This is a genomic window from Pseudoalteromonas sp. TB25, assembly GCF_000497995.1.
Taxonomy (GTDB): domain Bacteria; phylum Pseudomonadota; class Gammaproteobacteria; order Enterobacterales; family Alteromonadaceae; genus Pseudoalteromonas; species Pseudoalteromonas distincta.
On record NZ_AUTI01000180.1, the window covers coordinates 1 to 18,673 of the forward strand.

16 protein-coding genes are annotated in these 18,673 nt (G+C 40.2%); 7 read left to right on the forward strand and 9 right to left on the reverse strand.

Features of this window, described 5'->3' with window-relative positions; genetic code table 11:
• The 4 genes from L652_RS0104010 to lrp form a co-directional block, all read right to left on the reverse strand.
• Nucleotides 1–848: AAA family ATPase (locus tag L652_RS0104010; RefSeq protein WP_024603315.1), on the reverse strand; the 848-nt coding region annotated here is incomplete at its 3' end.
• Nucleotides 841–1,467 carry an outer membrane lipoprotein chaperone LolA gene (lolA, locus tag L652_RS0104015; protein WP_024595503.1) on the reverse strand — a complete coding sequence of 209 codons (627 nt, stop codon included), beginning with the start codon at nucleotides 1,465–1,467 and terminating at the stop codon, nucleotides 841–843. The genes lolA and L652_RS0104010, both read right to left, overlap by 8 nt.
• Nucleotides 1,464–3,962: a DNA translocase FtsK 4TM domain-containing protein gene (locus L652_RS0104020; RefSeq protein WP_024595504.1), complete on the reverse strand. Its 2,499-nt coding sequence runs from the start codon at nucleotides 3,960–3,962 to the stop codon at nucleotides 1,464–1,466. The genes lolA and L652_RS0104020 overlap by 4 nt, the downstream gene beginning before the upstream one ends.
• Before the next feature lie 173 nt (nucleotides 3,963–4,135).
• On the reverse strand, nucleotides 4,136–4,615 hold the full coding sequence (lrp, locus tag L652_RS0104025) for a leucine-responsive transcriptional regulator Lrp (RefSeq protein WP_007582985.1): 480 nt from the start codon (nucleotides 4,613–4,615) through the stop codon (nucleotides 4,136–4,138).
• A gap of 142 nt (nucleotides 4,616–4,757) precedes the next feature.
• On the opposite strand from lrp, the gene ald reads away from it, so the two are divergent.
• Nucleotides 4,758–5,879: an alanine dehydrogenase gene (ald, locus tag L652_RS0104030; RefSeq protein WP_002962982.1), complete on the forward strand. Its 1,122-nt coding sequence runs from the start codon at nucleotides 4,758–4,760 to the stop codon at nucleotides 5,877–5,879.
• A 120-nt stretch (nucleotides 5,880–5,999) separates the two neighbouring features.
• Here ald and pssA read toward each other — a convergent pair whose 3' ends face one another.
• Entirely contained in the window at nucleotides 6,000–7,325 is a 1,326-nt protein-coding gene (gene pssA / locus L652_RS0104035; protein WP_024595505.1) for a CDP-diacylglycerol--serine O-phosphatidyltransferase, read from the reverse strand.
• Nucleotides 7,326–7,612: 287 nt separating this feature from the next.
• On the opposite strand from pssA, the gene trxB reads away from it, so the two are divergent.
• The 4 genes from trxB to infA all read left to right on the forward strand — a co-directional run bounded on the left by trxB (nucleotide 7,613) and on the right by infA (nucleotide 10,383).
• Nucleotides 7,613–8,563, forward strand: a complete 951-nt coding sequence (trxB, locus tag L652_RS0104040) for a thioredoxin-disulfide reductase (protein WP_024595506.1) — start codon at nucleotides 7,613–7,615, stop codon at nucleotides 8,561–8,563.
• Between the two features lie 97 nt (nucleotides 8,564–8,660).
• On the forward strand, nucleotides 8,661–9,377 hold the full coding sequence (gene aat / locus L652_RS0104045) for a leucyl/phenylalanyl-tRNA--protein transferase (protein WP_024595507.1): 717 nt from the start codon (nucleotides 8,661–8,663) through the stop codon (nucleotides 9,375–9,377).
• A complete protein-coding gene (locus L652_RS0104050; RefSeq protein WP_024595508.1) occupies nucleotides 9,370–10,074 on the forward strand; it encodes an arginyltransferase in 705 nt (234 codons plus the stop codon). Before aat ends, L652_RS0104050 begins: the two co-directional genes overlap by 8 nt.
• Before the next feature lie 90 nt (nucleotides 10,075–10,164).
• Entirely contained in the window at nucleotides 10,165–10,383 is a 219-nt protein-coding gene (infA, locus tag L652_RS0104055; protein WP_002962494.1) for a translation initiation factor IF-1, read from the forward strand.
• A gap of 214 nt (nucleotides 10,384–10,597) precedes the next feature.
• Here the strand turns inward: infA and clpA are convergent, their stop codons facing one another.
• Nucleotides 10,598–12,859 carry an ATP-dependent Clp protease ATP-binding subunit ClpA gene (gene clpA / locus L652_RS0104060; RefSeq protein WP_024595509.1) on the reverse strand — a complete coding sequence of 754 codons (2,262 nt, stop codon included), beginning with the start codon at nucleotides 12,857–12,859 and terminating at the stop codon, nucleotides 10,598–10,600.
• Between the two features lie 93 nt (nucleotides 12,860–12,952).
• Entirely contained in the window at nucleotides 12,953–13,261 is a 309-nt protein-coding gene (gene clpS, locus L652_RS0104065; RefSeq protein WP_002962498.1) for an ATP-dependent Clp protease adapter ClpS, read from the reverse strand.
• Between the two features lie 208 nt (nucleotides 13,262–13,469).
• On the opposite strand from clpS, the gene cspD reads away from it, so the two are divergent.
• Nucleotides 13,470–13,688, forward strand: coding sequence for a cold shock domain-containing protein CspD (gene cspD / locus L652_RS0104075; RefSeq protein WP_002962500.1), 219 nt, complete (start codon nucleotides 13,470–13,472; stop codon nucleotides 13,686–13,688).
• Nucleotides 13,689–14,198: 510 nt separating this feature from the next.
• Nucleotides 14,199–16,421 carry an NADP-dependent isocitrate dehydrogenase gene (locus L652_RS0104080; protein ID WP_024595511.1) on the forward strand — a complete coding sequence of 741 codons (2,223 nt, stop codon included), beginning with the start codon at nucleotides 14,199–14,201 and terminating at the stop codon, nucleotides 16,419–16,421.
• 286 nt (nucleotides 16,422–16,707) lie between these two features.
• Here the strand turns inward: L652_RS0104080 and L652_RS0104085 are convergent, their stop codons facing one another.
• Entirely contained in the window at nucleotides 16,708–17,955 is a 1,248-nt protein-coding gene (locus L652_RS0104085) for an amidohydrolase family protein (RefSeq protein ID WP_024595512.1), read from the reverse strand.
• A 12-nt stretch (nucleotides 17,956–17,967) separates the two neighbouring features.
• Nucleotides 17,968–18,673 (reverse strand): amidohydrolase family protein (locus L652_RS0104090; protein ID WP_024603316.1); only part of this gene is annotated, 706 nt, incomplete at its 5' end.

Sequence of the window (18,673 nt, forward strand, 5' to 3'; positions counted from 1 at the left end):
CCACCGGCTAAAATTCGGCAATACCAATACAGTGCACCGTCGGGGGAGCTACCTCGTACTGATTTATGAAAGGCCGATATTAAATCGTAAAACTCATCTCCGCCTTTATCATATTTAGCTAAATGTGTTGGTAGCACTTGGCTAAGTACGTGCTCATCTACGTTGTATTGACCGTTTTGCTCGGACGTTAAATCAACTGCTTGTTCAAGTAAATTAAGTACTTTACGCGCATCGCCGCCACTTGCTTGGCACAATGCCTTTTTAGCGTTGTCGGCAATAGTGATGTGCTTTTGGCTTAGCTGCTCGTCTTGTTTAAGTGCGCGTTCTATTACAGTGTATAAGTCGGTATCGGCAAGCGATTTTAAAACATACACGCGTGCACGCGACAATATAGCGTTGTTAAGGGCAAACGATGGGTTTTCGGTGGTTGCACCTACAAATATAAAGGTGCCGTCTTCTATGTGCGGTAAAAAGGCATCTTGTTGGGATTTATTAAAGCGATGAACTTCGTCAACAAACATAAGGGTGCGTTGGCCACGGCTTTCTAGGTTGTCCCGCGCTTGCGTTACGCTGTCGCGTATATCTTTTACACCTGCAGTTACCGCCGACATTTGAATAAGTGAGGCATCAGCATGGTTGGCAATAATTTGCGCAAGTGTTGTTTTACCCACACCAGGCGGACCCCATAAAATTAAACTATGGCATCGCCCCGCGACAATGGCTTGATGCAGTGGTTTATCAGCACTTAATAAGTGCTGCTGACCAATGTATTCATCAAGTGTTGTAGGGCGCATACGCGCGGCAAGTGGGCGTACATCGGGCCCAAAATTAAAACCTAAATTACTCACCGTTACTCTGATCGTCTATTTCAACACCCTCAGGAGGCGTAAATTCAAAAGTACTTTGATCAAGCGGTGTATTAACTTGGGCATTGTTAAACGTAAATGACGATAGCTGCCCTGAGTTGTCGGTAACCACTAGTTTAGCAAGCCCTTGCTCGTTACCCGCAAATGCTATATCAAGTTGTTCTACTTGGCTTTCTACGCCTTTATTTGGCGTTACGCTAAAGCCTGTATTTGTTGCAAGTACGCTGTATTTTTCCCACTGTGCTGGGTCTTTTGATGTAAGTAGCACAAATGGTGTTGAGTCGATTAGGCTGCTGGTTTTCATAATCGTTACTTGCTCAGCAAAGCTGTCGAAGTAATAGGTTTTATCACCGTTTGATACAAATAACGTATCGTCTGGATTAGTTTGCTGCCATCGAATCATCATAGGCTGTTGAAGCGCTATTGTGCCCTCGCCTTGCATAACTGCTTGGCCTTCTTTGTCTGTTACTTGTTGTGCAAACTGTGCTTTAAAGCTTTTTAAAGTGGCAAGTCTGTCTTGTAATGCTTGGCTGTCGTCAGCAAAGCTTGGTGCGGCAAGTACGCTGCCTAACACTAATAATAAGGCGTTAACTTTTTTCATGAATTTGCTCCATTAGGTACTAATACATCGCGAGCACCGTTGTGACCTGGTGAACTCACGATACCCGATGTTTCCATTTGTTCTACTAAACGTGCTGCGCGGTTATAGCCAACACGTAATTTACGTTGCACTGACGATACAGATACTTTGCCGGTTTCAATTACAAACGACACAGCTTCGTCGTATAACGGATCAGATTCTTCATCTGCATTTTCGCTAGCTTCACCCGGTAATAAAATATCTTCAGTGGCATCGCCATTGAGTATTTCGTCAATGTAATTTGGTTTAGCACGTGCTTTCCAATCGTTTACTACGGCGTGTACTTCATGGTCGTCTACAAACGCGCCATGCACACGCTCTGGTACGCTAGTGCCTGGCGGTAAATAAAGCATGTCGCCCATGCCTAGTAAGTTTTCTGCACCTTGTTGGTCAAGTATTGTCCGTGAATCTATTTTGCTCGATACCTGAAACGCCATACGTGTTGGGATATTAGCTTTAATTAAGCCGGTAATTACATCAACCGATGGGCGCTGCGTAGCAAGCACTAAGTGAATCCCTGCCGCACGTGCTTTTTGAGCAATACGTGCAATAAGTTCTTCTACTTTTTTACCTACAATCATCATCATGTCGGCAAATTCGTCTATTACTACAACAATACTTGGTAATTTACCTAGCTCGTCGGGGCCTTCTTTCATGCCATCGGTGTCTTTAAATAATGGATCAAGAATTGGGTAACCCGCTTCATTGGCTTCAAGCACTTTTTGGTTGTAACCTTTTAAGTTACGCACACCCAATGCTGACATTAATTTATAACGACGTTCCATTTCGCCTACACACCAACGCAGTGCGTTAGCAGCTTCTTTCATATCGGTAACTACTTCACACAATAAATGCGGAATGCCTTCGTATACTGAAAGCTCAAGCATTTTAGGGTCAATCATGATCATACGTACATCGTCAGGACCTGATTTGTAAAGCAAGCTTACTATCATGACATTAACGCCCACTGATTTACCTGAACCAGTTGTACCGGCTACCAATAAATGTGGCATTTTACCTAAGTCAGCACATACCGGCTGACCAGCAATGTCTTTACCAAGCACCATGGTAAGAGGCGACGGATTTTGCTCAAATTTAGGGGCGTTTATTACTTCTGATAAACGAACTATTTCACGGTGTTTATTTGGAAGCTCAATACCAACATAGGTTTTACCTGGGATAACTTCTACAACACGTACACTAATTGCCGAAAGCGAACGGGCTAAATCTTTAGCTAAGCCTGTAATTTTAGACACTTTAATACCTGGCGCTAAATCTAGCTCAAAACGCGTAACAACGGGGCCTGGGTATACCGCTACTACGGTTGCTTGTACGTTAAAGTCGAGAAGTTTTGTCTCTACTAGGCGTGATACGCTATCAAGCTCTTCTTGCGAAATTGGGTTTTTAGCTTTATCCGGTCTGTCGAGTAAATCGAGCGATGGTAATGGCCCTGGTGGTGGCTCTTGCGTTAATAATTGCTCAAACTTTTCTTTTGCTGTTGGTGGTGGTTGATATTGCGCTTTTGGTTTAGGCATTGGTCTTGCTGGCGATACCACCGTTGTAACTGGTTTTTCAGGCTCCACAACTGGGCTTTGATCAAGCGCATTTAATGCAGCAGCCGTGTCCATTGGTTCGTCGTCTATGGCGCTAAAGCCAATTTCTTGATCGAGTATATCGTCAAGTTCATCAAACGGCATAAAGTCATCACTAATTTGTGGTTCACTAAACGGTGTTTGAGGCTTATCTATCGCTTTTTGTTTATCTGCTTTTTTAGCTGATGTAGGCAGCTCTATCTGCTCTTTTATATCGTCTTCAAAATGGGCGTCTGCTTCATCGTTATTATTTACTTTACCTGCAGTATGTTCTCGGTGCATCCAGCCTTTTGCATACGATACAACATAGCGATAAAGCCTAACCATTAAATCGCCAAGGTAATCTACAAAATCAACCCACGATACTCCCGTCAATAAGGTAAGCCCTGCAAAAAAGAAACACAGCAATAATATAGATGTACCGGTAAAGTTAAACGCAGGCATCATGGCTGATGCAATAACATCGCCCACTACCCCACCCGATGAAAAGTTATAAATATCGTCGAAATTAATACTACTAATAGCGGTAGCTGAGGTAATAAATAAAGCAAAACCAATAACTCGCAGCGCTAAGGTAGTGTAATCAAGCTGTAAAATGCGGTGAGGTTGTTTAAATAGCAAGTAGCCAAATAGCTGAATGGCCGCTGGCACTAAGTAAGCCAACCAACCAAAGGTGAGTAATAAAATGTCGGCTATCCATGCACCGGCTGCTCCTGTGATGTTGCTTACTTCGCTAAAACTAGTTTGCGACCATGCAGCATCTGCTGGATCAAAGCTGATCAAGGCACATAAAATAAATATTGCCGTAAAGGTACTGATAATCAGCCCTGTTTCTAATAGTCTTTGCACACCGTTTAGGCGCATAGTTCCCTATTCCTCTTTATTATTCTATTTTTATTCACACTTACTTAGCAGTGAAATACCTTAGCAGGAAATGCAATTTGTTGCACTTTATCTTAACCTTGATGGCCTGATTATGAACAAGTTTTTATAATTTGAGCTTATATAAGCAAATGACGCAGTTAATATAAATAACCTTAAGTAATATAAGGACGAATAATTACGCCTTCTTCACCTTTTACTTCTTCCATTACTACATAAGTTCGGCTTTCACTTACATTTGGCAGTTTCAATAGTATGTCGCCTAATACGCCACGGTATTCTGACATATCATTTACGCGCGTTTTAAGTAAAAAATCAAAATTACCCGATACTAAATGACATTCAATAATTTCTTCGTGCTTTTTAACCGCAGCACTAAACTCATCAAATACGTCGGGAGATGTTTTAGTAATCGTTACTTCTACATACACCGATAAACCTTGCCCAAGCTTAGCGGGATCGACCACCGCTTTATAGCCAAGTATGTAACCTTCTCGTTCTAGCTTTTTTACTCGCTCCAAGCAGGGTGTGGCGCTTAGGCCAACTCGTCTGGCCAGTTCTACATTCGACAAGCGTCCATCGTGTTGTAATTCCATTAAAATTTTACGGTCAATTCTATCTAATAATTGATGCATAGTACCAACTAGTTTTTTATGCTGTTTATTTTTATTATCTAGATGATAACACTAGATTTGAGTTTAAAAAAGGTGAGACACACGGGCTTATGATGAATATAATAGTGGAAAATGTTAATCCGTTCTTAATAAGGCAAATGATATGATTATTGGTGTTCCTAAAGAAATTAAAAACCATGAATACCGTGTAGGTATGGTCCCTGCAAGTGTTCGTGAATTAGTAAACCACGGTCACCAAGTGATTGTAGAAACTGATGCAGGCATGGGCATTGGTTTTACTAACGAAGATTACACACAAGCGGGTGCTGAAATTTTAGCAACTGCTGCTGATGTTTTTGCTAAAGCAGACATGATTGTAAAAGTAAAAGAGCCGCAAGCTGTTGAACGTGCAATGCTACGTGAAGACCAAATTCTTTTCACTTACTTACACCTTGCACCTGATCTTCCACAAACTGAAGACCTTGTAAAAAGCAAAGCTATTTGTATTGCATACGAAACTGTAACTGACTCACGCGGTGGTTTACCGCTTCTTGCTCCTATGAGCGAAGTTGCTGGTCGTATGTCTATTCAAGCTGGTGCACAAGCGCTAGAAAAATCTAACCACGGTCGTGGCATGCTACTAGGTGGCGTACCTGGCGTTGAAGCTGCTAAAGTTGTTGTAATTGGCGGCGGCATGGTTGGTCGTAGCGCAGCTCAAATGGCTGTTGGTCTTGGTGCTGAAGTTGTCGTTCTTGATCGTAACATCGACGTATTACGTGCACTAGACGCGCAATTTGGTAATAAAGTTAAAGCTATTTACTCAACTGCTGATGCACTAGAAAAACACGTACTAGAAGCTGATTTAGTAATCGGTGGTGTACTGATCCCTGGTGCAGCTGCACCTAAACTAGTAACTGCTGAGCACATTAAAGCAATGAAACCTGGTTCTGCAATTGTTGACGTTGCAATCGACCAAGGTGGCTGTATTGCTACTTCTAAAGCAACGACGCATGCTGATCCAACTTTCATCGTTGATGAAGTTGTTCACTACTGTGTTGCTAACATGCCAGGTGCTGTTCCACGCACATCTACGTTTGCACTTAACAATGCAACATTGCCTTTCATCATTAACCTTGCAAACAAAGGTTATAAAAAGGCGCTACTAGATGACGCTCACTTCTTAAAAGGCTTAAACGTAATAAAAGGCCAAGTAACTTACAAAGAAGTAGCTGAAGCGTTCAACATGGAATATGTTGACCCACGCACAGCAGTAGAAAACGCATAATTTAGCGTTTCGTAGTTGGGTTGGTATTAAATAATATAGTAACCTAACTACAACCCATAAAAAAAGCAGCTAATTAGCTGCTTTTTTTTATATTTAAATTTCAGATTTATATAAACTTATTTAGATAAAACGCTTAATTATAAAATCTACTTTTACGCGCTTAGCTTGGCCTAGTAGTTTTTTAACTGGCTGCGGGTAATCATCCATTGTTTCTAAATCATCTGGGCCTGTTAAACGGCGGCAGTGTTGTAAAATTTCCTGCTTTTCGTTATCAATAGCATCCATAATTGTTTGCTCTGGATCTTCTATTAAAATACCGTTTTCGATATCAAGACCCCATGCACGCGGATTTAAGTTATGCCCACTCAGTAAATGTTTTGTTCTATCTGAGCAAATACCTTTTAAATGAAACGAATTACTTTCATCTTTCCACAGATACACATTTAAATTGCCGTTATCGATGTGGCGTTTTTGCGTTTTTACAAACTTATGCAAAATAGTTTCGTATAAATAAGGCAACGCCCCTATTTTACTAAACGGCTCGCTTGGCGGTAAATAAAAGTCATTAGCTGTTTTATCCCCTACCACAATCGTAACTTGCTTGCCTTGCTTTAATAATCGGCGCAGTGATCGCATAAGTGGCGCCGGAAAATTAAAGTATGGCGTATACAACACAAGCTCTTGCTCTGTGGTATCAAATAACGCTTTTATTAAACGATTTAATTCGTTATTGCGACGACCAAGCCCTAAAAACAAACGAATACCTAATGCTTGCGTATTTAGTTGCTCTGCTGCGTTATAACTTGCGACTTTTAAATCACGCATTAATTGCTTTTGATCAAGTTTGAAGTCTTGTAAACGCTTAAGCGGTCGTGTGTCTATGCGTGGCACAGCATCGGAGCTAATTAGCTTTGTCTCAATAAAATCAACCACTGAGTCACACAGCTCGCTCTGCGTTATTAAAAAGTAACGATCGAGTCTGTAACGCTCGTTATACTGCAAATACACATTGTTTAAGCTTGCGCCACTGTAAAGTAAGGTATCGTCAATGACAAAACCCTTTAAATGTAATACGCCAAATAATTCTTTAGCTTTTACAGGTACGCCATAAACTTGTACGTTCGATTTAAACTTTTCTAAATCGTCACAGTATAAACTTGCGTTACCATCAGACTTCTCTGCACCAATTAAACCACGTTGCGCACGATGAAAATCCACCAGCACTTTTACATCAAGCGCAGGGTTCTCTAATGATACTCGATGCAGGGCTTCTAAAATCTCGCGGCCTGCTTCGTCATCCTGTAAATAAAGCGCTGTGATATAAATTCGTTTTTTTGCATTAGCTATCAAACGTAGCAATTGCGTTCGGTAATCTTGCGCATTGGTTAAGACGTTAACGTCTTTTGAAGTCAACCCGAATGCGGGTTTTTCCTGCCAAAATAACATAGTTGCCTATTCGCTTAGGTCACATAATCTATCAGTGACAAATAAAATTAGGTAAAACATAACAAAAAAAATCAAAGGGGTCATGAATTAACGCTGTTTTGTTGCCTGTTAGTCTATTTATTGAGCTACTTAGGTGTTTTAACTGTAAAAGTACTGAGCTCTAGTACACAATACTGCACAGCTTTTCGATTTGCGAAAAAAAATAATCGCGGATTTTGTTTACATCCGCCTTGATTTTCTTAGAATCGAGCGCATTAAAGACCGTATTAAACGTTTAGGAAAAAATAATGACTGAAGCAAAACATTGTAAGCTACTAATTTTAGGCTCTGGCCCAGCTGGTTATACTGCAGCAGTATATGCCGCACGTGCAAATTTAAACCCTGTTTTAATTACAGGCATTCAACAAGGTGGTCAATTAACAACCACAACTGAAGTTGAAAACTGGCCTGGTGATGCACACGGCTTAACGGGCCCTGCATTAATGGATCGTATGAAAGAGCACGCTGAGCGCTTTGAAACTGAAATCATATTCGATCACATCAATAAAGTAGATGTATCTAAGCGCCCTTTTACACTAACTGGCGACCAAGGTACTTACACATGTGATGCGTTAATCATTGCAACAGGTGCTTCTGCTAAATACTTAGGCTTAGAGTCTGAAACTAATTTCCAAGGCCGTGGCGTTTCAGCCTGTGCTACATGTGATGGCTTTTTCTATAAAGGTCAGAAAGTAGCGGTTGTTGGTGGTGGTAATACAGCGGTTGAAGAAGCGCTATACTTATCTAACATTGCTGACGAAGTACATGTTATTCACCGCCGTGATAGTTTCCGTAGTGAAAAAATACTTGCAGACCGCCTTGCTGAAAAAGCAGCTAACGGTAACGTTGTTTTACATTACAACCGTACGCTTGACGAAGTATTAGGCGACCAAATGGGCGTAACTGGCATTCGTATTAAAGATGCACAGTCTGATGCAACAGAAGAGCTAGATTTAGCCGGTGTATTTATTGCTATTGGTCATAAGCCAAATACAGATATGTTTGTTGGTCAACTAGAAATGAAAGACGGCTACTTAGTTGTAGAGTCTGGATTGAATGGTAACGCAACTCAAACAAGTGTAGAGGGCGTTTTTGCTGCAGGTGATGTGTCTGACCACATTTACCGTCAAGCAATCACATCAGCGGGTACAGGCTGTATGGCTGCCCTTGATGCAGAACGTTTTTTAGATAATTTATAAGCAATTAAATAAATTATAATAGGGCTGATTATTCAGCCCTTTTTTTATGTCTAAAATATAGTTACACTTTTACGATCAATTATAAAATAAGTACTGTATGAGAAATCAGCTATACCAATTAAGTGAAACCGATATAGCATTCCCCAATCCGGAATACGCATTAGAATCCCCTGATGGCTTGTTAGCAATTGGCGGAGATTTAAGTTTACCTCGCCTAAGTAATGCCTACAAAAGCGGAATATTCCCTTGGTTTAGCGAAGATGAGCCTATTATGTGGTGGTCGCCGAGCGAACGCGGGATTTTTGAACTGGATGATTTTCATATAAGTAAGAGCCTGCGTAAACATTTAAAAAAGCACCCTGTAAAAGTAACCATTAATAATGCCTTTGAGGAGGTAATAGAAGCTTGTCGCGATCAACGCCTTGATACCGATGGCACTTGGATCACCTCTGACATGCTCAACGCTTATGTTAATGCACACAATGCTGGCATTGCCCATAGCTTAGAAGTGTGGAGCAACGGAGAGCTTGCAGGTGGCTTATACGGTATTATGCAAAATGGTGTTTTTTGTGGTGAGTCGATGTTTCATCATCAAACCAATTGCTCCAAGCTTGCTATGTGGGCACTGGTAAATTGGCTTAAACGTCATAATGCGCATTTTATTGATTGCCAGTTAGAAAACCCTTATTTAATGACCTTAGGTGCACAAGTAATCCCCCGCTCAACATTTTTGACTAAACTAAAAGCTGCACATAACTATATTATTAATCCTATTATGTGGGAGCCACAAGAACTTGACGCAATCTATGAATGAGCAAATTCCTGCACGTGTTGGTTTAACCCAAGAATTTGACTGTAGTTATTTACCCAACAAACAAGAGCAACTTTTAGTTATTCTAGATCCTAGTTGCTACAGTACAGACAAATTTGAGTCATTATTAGGCTTAGGGTTTCGTCGCAGTGGTAACCAAATATATCGTCCACACTGCCCAATATGCAGTGCATGTAATTCTGTACGTGTATTAGCACAAGACTTTATCCCTTCAAAATCGCAAAAACGTAAACTAAACAAAGCAAAAAACCAGTTTGAAGTGAAATACTCGACGCAAGAACGCCCTGAGTATTATCCGCTTTATAGCAAGTACATAACGATGCGCCATCAGGATGGAAGTATGTATCCTCCTGAAAAAGAACAGTTTCAAAGCTTTTTACTTTGCAGTTGGCTCAAAATCACATTTATTGAGCTATGGCACCAAGATACTTTAGCCGCAGTTGCCGTAACTGATTGTATGAACAGCTCTATTTCTGCAATTTATACTTTTTTTGACCCCGACTTTGAACACTATAGTTTAGGCTCTGTGATGATATTAGAGCAGCTTAAATTTGCAAAAGAGCAAAATAAGCAATACGTGTACTTAGGCTATCAAATTGATGAATGCGATAAAATGAAGTACAAAACTCAGTTTTTACCAGCTCAAAAACAGCTCAATGATGAGTGGGTGGCTATTTAATTTGCAAATATAGCCCCTGCGCCTTTACTTATTGATGTATTTTGGGCAAAATCTGCAACGTTTAACTATTAAAGAGGTGTTACGCTAAACATGGCGAAAGAAGACGTAATCGAAATGCAAGGGACAGTCCTTGATACTTTACCAAATACAATGTTCCGAGTTGAGCTAGAAAATGGTCACGTAGTTGTGGCTCACATTTCAGGCAAAATGCGCAAAAACTATATCCGTATTTTAACCGGCGATAAAGTAACGGTAGAAATGACTCCTTACGATTTATCAAAGGGTCGTATCGTATTCCGTGCTCGCTAAGTAAGTGCGTAAACGAGATTTAGTTTTTGGCTAGTGTTTTACTAGCTTTAAGCGTTTATTAAATGTAATTGATAGACATTGACTAGCAATTACATTTAATAAACAAAAAACCCAGTTTTTACTGGGTTTTTTGTTGCCTATAAAAATGGCAAAAAAATGGCCCGCTATTATTTAGCAGGCCATTTTTATTTAACTTAGTAGTGTAATTAACGTTTTACGCTGGCGTTAAATTGCTCTCGTAATCAAAGCGAATCTTCTTGTCTTTAACCGATACTTTAACTGTACCGCCATCAACAAGTTCACCAAACAGTATTTCATTAGCTAATTGCTTTTTAAGCTCTTCTTGAATAACACGTGCCATTGGTCGTGCACCCATAGCCTTGTCATAACCTTTATCTGCGAGCCATTCACGCGCTTTAGGCGTAAGCTCAAGATTAACCGATTTTTTATCAAGCTGAGCTTGCAGTTCCACAATAAATTTATCAACCACCAGTAAAATAACTTCACGTTCAAGGTGGTTAAACCAAATAATGTTATCTAAACGGTTTCTAAATTCTGGCGAAAATACTTTATTAATTTCACCCATTGCATCGTGCGTGTGATCTTGCTCTGTAAAACCAATCGACTTGCGCGTAGTTTCTTGTACGCCCGCATTGGTAGTCATTACAACCACTACATTTCTAAAATCAGCTTTACGACCGTTATTATCGGTTAACGTACCGTGATCCATAACTTGTAGTAAAATATTGTAAATATCTGGATGCGCTTTTTCAATCTCATCTAAAAGTACAACCGCATGAGGGTTTTTAATAACCGCCTCGGTTAATAACCCGCCTTGCTCAAAACCAACATATCCTGGTGGAGCACCAATTAGTCGGCTGATTGCGTGGCGCTCTACATACTCAGACATATCAAAACGAATAAACTCAACACCCATACATTTAGCAAGTTGCTTAGTTACTTCTGTTTTACCAACACCTGTTGGGCCTGCAAACAAGAACGAACCCACTGGTTTTTCTTCGCTTGATAAACCTGAGCGAGATAAACGAATAGCCGATGTAAGCGCATCAATAGATTGATCTTGTCCAAACACCAGCATTTTAAGGTTACGGTCTAGATTTTTAAGCGTCTCTTTATCTGTTGAAGACACATTTTGTGGTGGAATACGTGCCATCTTCGATATTATTAGCTCTATATCAGCCACACCAATGGTTTTTTTACGTTTAGAACTAGGCTGTAAACGTTGGTTAGCTCCCGCTTCATCAATTACATCAATTGCTTTATCTGGCAAGTGGCGCTCATTAATGTATTTAGCACTAAGTTCAGCAGCTGCTTTTAATGCTTTTTGAGTGTAGCGAATACCATGGTGCTCTTCGTAACGCTCTTTTAATCCATTTAAAATTTTAGTGGTATCGGCAACACTTGGTTCAAGTACATCAATTTTTTGAAAACGGCGTACTAATGCACGGTCTTTCTCAAAAATATTTTTATACTCATTGTAAGTGGTTGAACCCATACAACGTAACTTACCACTTGAAAGAAGTGGTTTGAGTAAGTTTGAAGCATCCATAACGCCACCAGACGCTGCGCCAGCACCTATTATGGTATGTATTTCATCAATAAATAAAATAGACCCAGGTTGTGCCTGAAGCTCTTTTAATAAGCTTTTAAAGCGCTTTTCAAAATCGCCACGGTATTTAGTACCTGCAAGCAATGCCCCCATATCTAGTGAGTACACAACTGCATCTGCAATTACTTCTGGTACTTGCTCGTTCACAATACGGTACGCTAAACCTTCAGCAATGGCTGTTTTACCAACGCCCGCTTCACCAACAAGTAATGGGTTATTCTTTTTACGACGACACAATACTTGTACCGTGCGCTCTACTTCGCTGTCGCGCCCAATCAATGGGTCAATATTACCTTCACGAGCCTGAGCGTTTAAGTTAGTTGTAAAGCTGTCTAGCTTACTTGCTTCTTCGTTTTGGACTTCTTGCACTTCTTCATGTATATCATCGCTGTCGTCGCCTAGTTCATCATCAGCTTTTGAAATGCCGTGCGAAATAAAGTTAACAATATCTAAGCGCGATACATCATGCTTTTTAAGTAAATAAACAGCTTGGCTCTCTTGCTCTGAAAAAATAGCAACCAGTACATTGACACCCGTCACTTCGTTTTTTCCTGACGATTGCACATGAAACACAGCACGTTGTAATACACGCTGAAAACCAAGCGTTGGCTGAGTTTCACGCTCTTCTTCTAAATCTGGGATGACAGGTGTTGTTTCGTCAATAAATTCTAATAATTCGGTTTTTAAGCCTGAAAGATTAACACCACACGCGTTTAAGGCTTCTCCTGCAGAAGGATTATCTAATAGCGCAAGTAAAAGGTGCTCTACGGTCATAAACTCATGACGGCGAGTGCGCGCTTCACGAAACGCGGCATTTAAAGTGAGTTCTAAGTCTTTGTTTAGCATTGGCAACCCCTTACTGAGATAATAATTTATACCACAACAATCGGATGTTTGATCACCCTAATTGGTATTTATACCAATTGTATTAAATTGGTATTATTCCTGCTCACAACTACAAAGCAGTGGATGCTCGTTATCCCGTGAGTAACGGTTAACTTGTTCAACTTTGGTGTGGGCAACATCGGCGCTGTAAACACCGCAAATACCCTTACCTTTTTCATGAACCTGAAGCATCACATCGGTTGCTCTATCGCTATCCATATTAAAAAACGTCGTTAAAACTTCAATTACGAAGTCCATCGGCGTGTAGTCGTCGTTATTTAAAACAACTTTATATTTTCGCGGCGGCTGTAGCTTTTGCTTTTCACTGTCGCGAACTGTGTCGATAACACCTGAATCTTTCATACCACTCATAATTAAATATAGTCTTGTCTTTGTAACTCAAGCAAACTTGAATAAAAAATAAATAAAATGTTAAAAAATAACTCAAAACACTTGACTGGTTGGCTAAATAAACTACAGTCAAACATAGATTGATTAAACCTTAGTCAGTCTAGCAAATTATACGGTTTAGAATAACTAAATTAGTCAACTTATTGAAGGATGTAGAAGTATGGCTTGTGGTAAAGTTAAATGGTTCAACAACGCCAAAGGTTTTGGTTTCATCGTAGAAGACGGCTGCGAGAATGATATCTTCGCTCATTACTCAACAATTGTAATGGACGGCTATAAAACGCTTAAAGCTGGTCAAGATGTAACATTCGAATTAGAACAAGGGCCTAAAGGCCTACACGCTAAAAATATTGCCCCAGATGGTGACATTATTGAGTGACGATTGTTTTGTTCGACTAAAGCGAGCGACCTTTTAAGATCCTCGCTTAATTCCTTAAGCATACTAACTTATCTCTTCTTCTCTTATTTATTGCCTCTTTTCATTCAAATTCAACCCTTTTCCTTGAATTTATTTTATATACCCCAATGTTCTAAGAGTTGATTGTTTAACTGCTTATTGGGCATGCTCAAACTCTAGCCCTTTTTATTTAAGCTTGTTACACTCTTGGTGCTAAAAATTGCGCATAACACCTTATCGCCTCTTTTAATGTACTAGGCTAAAGGCTGATTTATTTTTGTTAATTTTTTAGCTATAAATACGATTCCAGTTCGTCAGGTGTGACTATTCTGCTTTTATAAAAGAGCAACGCTGAGTACCAACACCTAACAAACTATTCATTACGAGCGTACGTGTTCATTAACTTGTTTAATAATATGTACTCACTCATAAGTAATGATTTTCTTTGCATTGTTGAATAAGACCTTATCGGTCGACTATCTAGGAATGATGATGACATCAAAAATTATCTATACAAAAACGGACGAAGCTCCGGCACTAGCAACTTATTCGTTGCTACCGATCATCCAAGCATATACAAATGCGGCCGGTGTTGAAGTTGAAACTCGCGACATTTCATTAGCTGGTCGTGTAATTGCTAGCTTCCCTGATTATTTAACAGAAGAACAACGCATTGGTGATGCACTTGCTGAACTTGGCGAGCTTGCTAAAACACCAGAAGCAAACATCATCAAATTACCAAACATCAGTGCATCTGTACCACAGCTTCGCGCTGTAATTAAAGAGCTTCAAGAAAAAGGTTACGCTCTTCCAGAATACCCTGTTGAACCTAAAAATGATGAAGAAAAAGCAATTCAAGCGGCTTACGACAAAATTAAAGGTAGTGCAGTAAACCCTGTACTACGTGAAGGTAACTCAGATCGTCGCGCGCCAGGCTCTGTAAAAGAATATGCACGTAACAACCCACATTCAATGGGTGCGTGGAGCAAAGATTCTCAGTCTTACGTTGCAAGTATGAGCGAAGGCGATTTCTTCGGTTCAGAAAAATCAGTAACTGTTGATACAGCCACTGATGTGCGTATTGAACATGTTGCAACTAACGGTGACGTTACTGTTCTTAAACAAAGCACACCTCTTTTAGCTGGCGAAGTTATTGATGCATCAAGCATTAGCGCTTCTAAGCTTCAAGCTTTCTTAGCTGCAGAAATTGACGCTGCTAAAGAAAAAGGTGTTTTGTTCTCGCTTCACATGAAAGCGACAATGATGAAAGTATCTGATCCAATCATCTTCGGTCACGCTGTTAAAGTTTTCTACAAAGATGTATTTGCTAAACACGGTGAGCTTTTTGAAGAGCTAGGTGTTGATGTAAATAATGGTTTAGGCGACGTATATTCTAAAATCCAAACATTAGACGATGCTAAGCGCGAAGAAATTGAAGCAGATATTCAAGCTGTTTACGCTAACCGCCCTGCTATTGCTATGGTTGATTCTGACCGTGGTATTACAAACTTACACGTACCTAGTGACGTGATCATCGATGCATCTATGCCTGCAGCAATCCGTTCAAGCGGTCAAATGTGGAATAACGATGGAAAATTACAAGACACTAGCTTTGTAATTCCTGATCGTTGTTACTCAAGTGTTTACCAAGCAACTATCGATTTTTGTAAAGAAAATGGCGCGTTTGATCCAACAACAATGGGGAGCGTTCCAAACGTTGGCCTTATGGCTCAAAAAGCTGAAGAATACGGTTCACACGACAAAACATTTGAAGCAAAAGCGGACGGTTCTATCCGTGTTGTTGATGCAAATGGTAATACATTACTTGAGCACAGTGTTGAGCAAGGCGATATCTGGCGTATGTGTCAGGTTAAAGACGCACCAATTCAAGATTGGGTTAAGCTTGCAGTAAATCGTGCACGCGCAACAGGCGTTCCAGCTATTTTCTGGTTAGACGAAAACCGTGCACATGATGCGCAGCTAATCAAAAAAGTAAATAAATACCTACCAGATCACGATACAGCTGGCCTAGATATTCAAATTTTAGCACCGCTTGAAGCAACATTGTTCTCACTAGCGCGTATTAAAGAAGGTAAAGACACGATTTCTGTAACAGGTAACGTACTACGTGATTACCTAACAGATTTATTCCCAATTTTAGAGTTGGGTACGAGTGCTAAAATGCTTTCAATTGTTCCACTTATGAACGGTGGTGGCTTATTTGAAACTGGCGCGGGTGGTTCTGCACCTAAGCACGTTCAACAGTTCGAAAAAGAAAACCACTTACGTTGGGATTCTTTAGGTGAATTTTTAGCACTTGCTGCATCACTTGAGCACTTAAGCGTAACTGCTGGTAACAACAAGGCACAAGTACTTGCTGATACCCTAGATAAAGCAACAGGTACGTTCCTTGCTGAAAACAAATCGCCTTCACGTAAAGTGAAAGAAATTGATAACCGTGGTTCTCATTTCTTCCTATCTTTATTCTGGGCACAAGAACTTGCTAAGCAAAATGATGACAGTGAACTTAAAGCACAGTTTACTCAAATCGCTAGTGACCTTGAGTCTAATAAAGAGCAAATCGTAAGTGAGCTTAACGATGCGCAAGGCCCTGCAGTTGATTTAGGCGGTTACTTCCAGCCTAGCGATGATGCAGCCTTTAAAGCGATGCGTCCAAGCACTACATTTAATGATATTCTTGCTAAATTAGTATAAATACCGGTTTAAATTTAAAAGCTGCTTACTTGCAAAAGTAAGCGGCTTTTTTATGTCTGTATCTTGTAAAAAAGGCCGCTATTTATAAAATAGCGGCCTTTGAATAATTAAATTTATTTATTTAATTAATTATTTAGTATCATACCAATTCGCTTAATTAAGTGATCAACTTTGAGGCAAGAAAATCTTGTCGATAACAAGGCAAAAATTTCGTTATTTAGTTGCTCTATATCAGAAATTTTTAACGCAGTTACCGTCAGATTTAATCCCTCAAATTGATTAAGTATTATTGCGGGTTGGTATAAGCACGTGGCATTTTTGAATCTGTCGTATAGCGGTCACGCAATTTATCTTGACGAGATTGTGTAGAAACCTCAACGCCATTAATAAACATTTTGCTCACATGGCTGCTTAGCTCAAACGGGTCATTACTCCATATTACCACATCAGCAGCTTTGCCTACTTCAAGGCTACCTGCATTAATGCCAAATACATCAGCAACGTTTGATGTTAGCGCTTTTAACGCACCTTCTTGGCTCATACCATAAGACACAGCATTACCAGCATCAAAACGCAGCTGATAAATATTGTGACTTGCATCACCACCTACCGTTAATAATACTTTAACGCCTGCTTTTTCAAGCATACTAGCATTATCTAAACTTGCATGAAGCGAATCAAAGCTTCCAGGTAAGCTATCCATTGCACTAATAATCACTGGAATATTTGCTTTAGCAACGCGCTCTTTTACTACAACAGCATCTTGCGCACCATTAAGTACTAGGTTAAAACCAAATTGCTCTTTTACTTTAATTAGCTCAATAATATCCGCCGCACGCGAAACGCCAACCACTAATGGCATTTCACCACTGAGTACTTTAGCCATTACTTTATCTTCAGTACTTGGCTTGTCGTCATCTTTTTTCGCTTTTTTACCGGCTTTAGTTTTGTGCTCATCAAGCTTATTAATCAGTGTTTGCAAAGTAAAAGCACGTGAGCCTTTACTACGCTCACCTAAGTAAACAATTAAAGCCGCTTGTTTTTGCATGTCGCTGTCAAAACTACCACTTAAATCAACAACACTCGCAAGGCCTGAAAAAATGCTATCGCCGCCATGAGGAGTAATTACATCGCGTGTTACGCCGCCTTTACGAGCGTAAGGAATTAAGCTTGAATGTGCGTTATAAGCAAGGCTTACATCAAAATCAATACCGGCTTTTTCTTCACCTGCATCGCGAGAGCCTGCAACTGCACTTACTTCAACCAAACCAAGTTGATTAATACTTGCTATAAAGCCAGGGGTTACAATTTGGCCCTTTGCATCAATAATTTGATCTACTTTAATTTCAGTTGGGTTAATCGCTGTGATTTTACCATCTGTCATTACAATGCTTGCCGCTTCTAATACACCTTGATCAGAAGACGTATGCAATGTTGCATTAATAATTGCTAGCGATTGTGCGCTTACAGCACCAGATGCTAATAATCCTGCAGCAACCAGAGAAAGCGAAAACGAACGTGATAAATTTTTCATTCTGGGTGCTCCTTATTGTTGACCTAACATAAAATCACTTGTTGCTTGGTACGCGCTGTCGTTTCTATCGTAAACCTTTGCACCATCAACAAACACTTGTTCAGCTTTAGCATAGACACTAAATGGGCTTTGATTCCAAATAACAACATCGCCCTGCTTACCCGCTTCTAGTGAACCTGTTTTGTCATCAATACCTAACGATTTAGCAGCGTTAGACGTGATCCATTTAATAGCGTGTTGCTCAGAAATATCAAAACCATTTTCGTTAGCTCGGTACATCACCTTGCCCGCTTCTTGGTTTAAACGCTGAATAGTAGTATCTGAATCTGAGTGAACAACTGCACACGAGTTTTTAACCGCATCAACAATAGCCACGTTTTCTTGAACCATATCGTAGGCTTCCATTTTAAAGCCCCACCAGTCTGGCCAAAGTGCAGCACACGAACCATTTTGCGCAAGTAAGTCAGCAATTTTATATGCTTCTACACCGTGATGAAAAGTACCCGCGTGGTAACCAAACTCTTTTGACAGGTCAATCATCATTGCCATTTCTTCAGCTTTATAACAATGATTATGAATACGTACTTCGCCTTCAAGCACACCGCGAAGCGTATCGTGTTTAATATCACGTACTGGCGCTTCTGGGTTTAAACCGGCTTCGTAATCAGCATCGTATTTATCCCACGCACGTTTGTACTCAGCGGCTTCAGCCCATGCC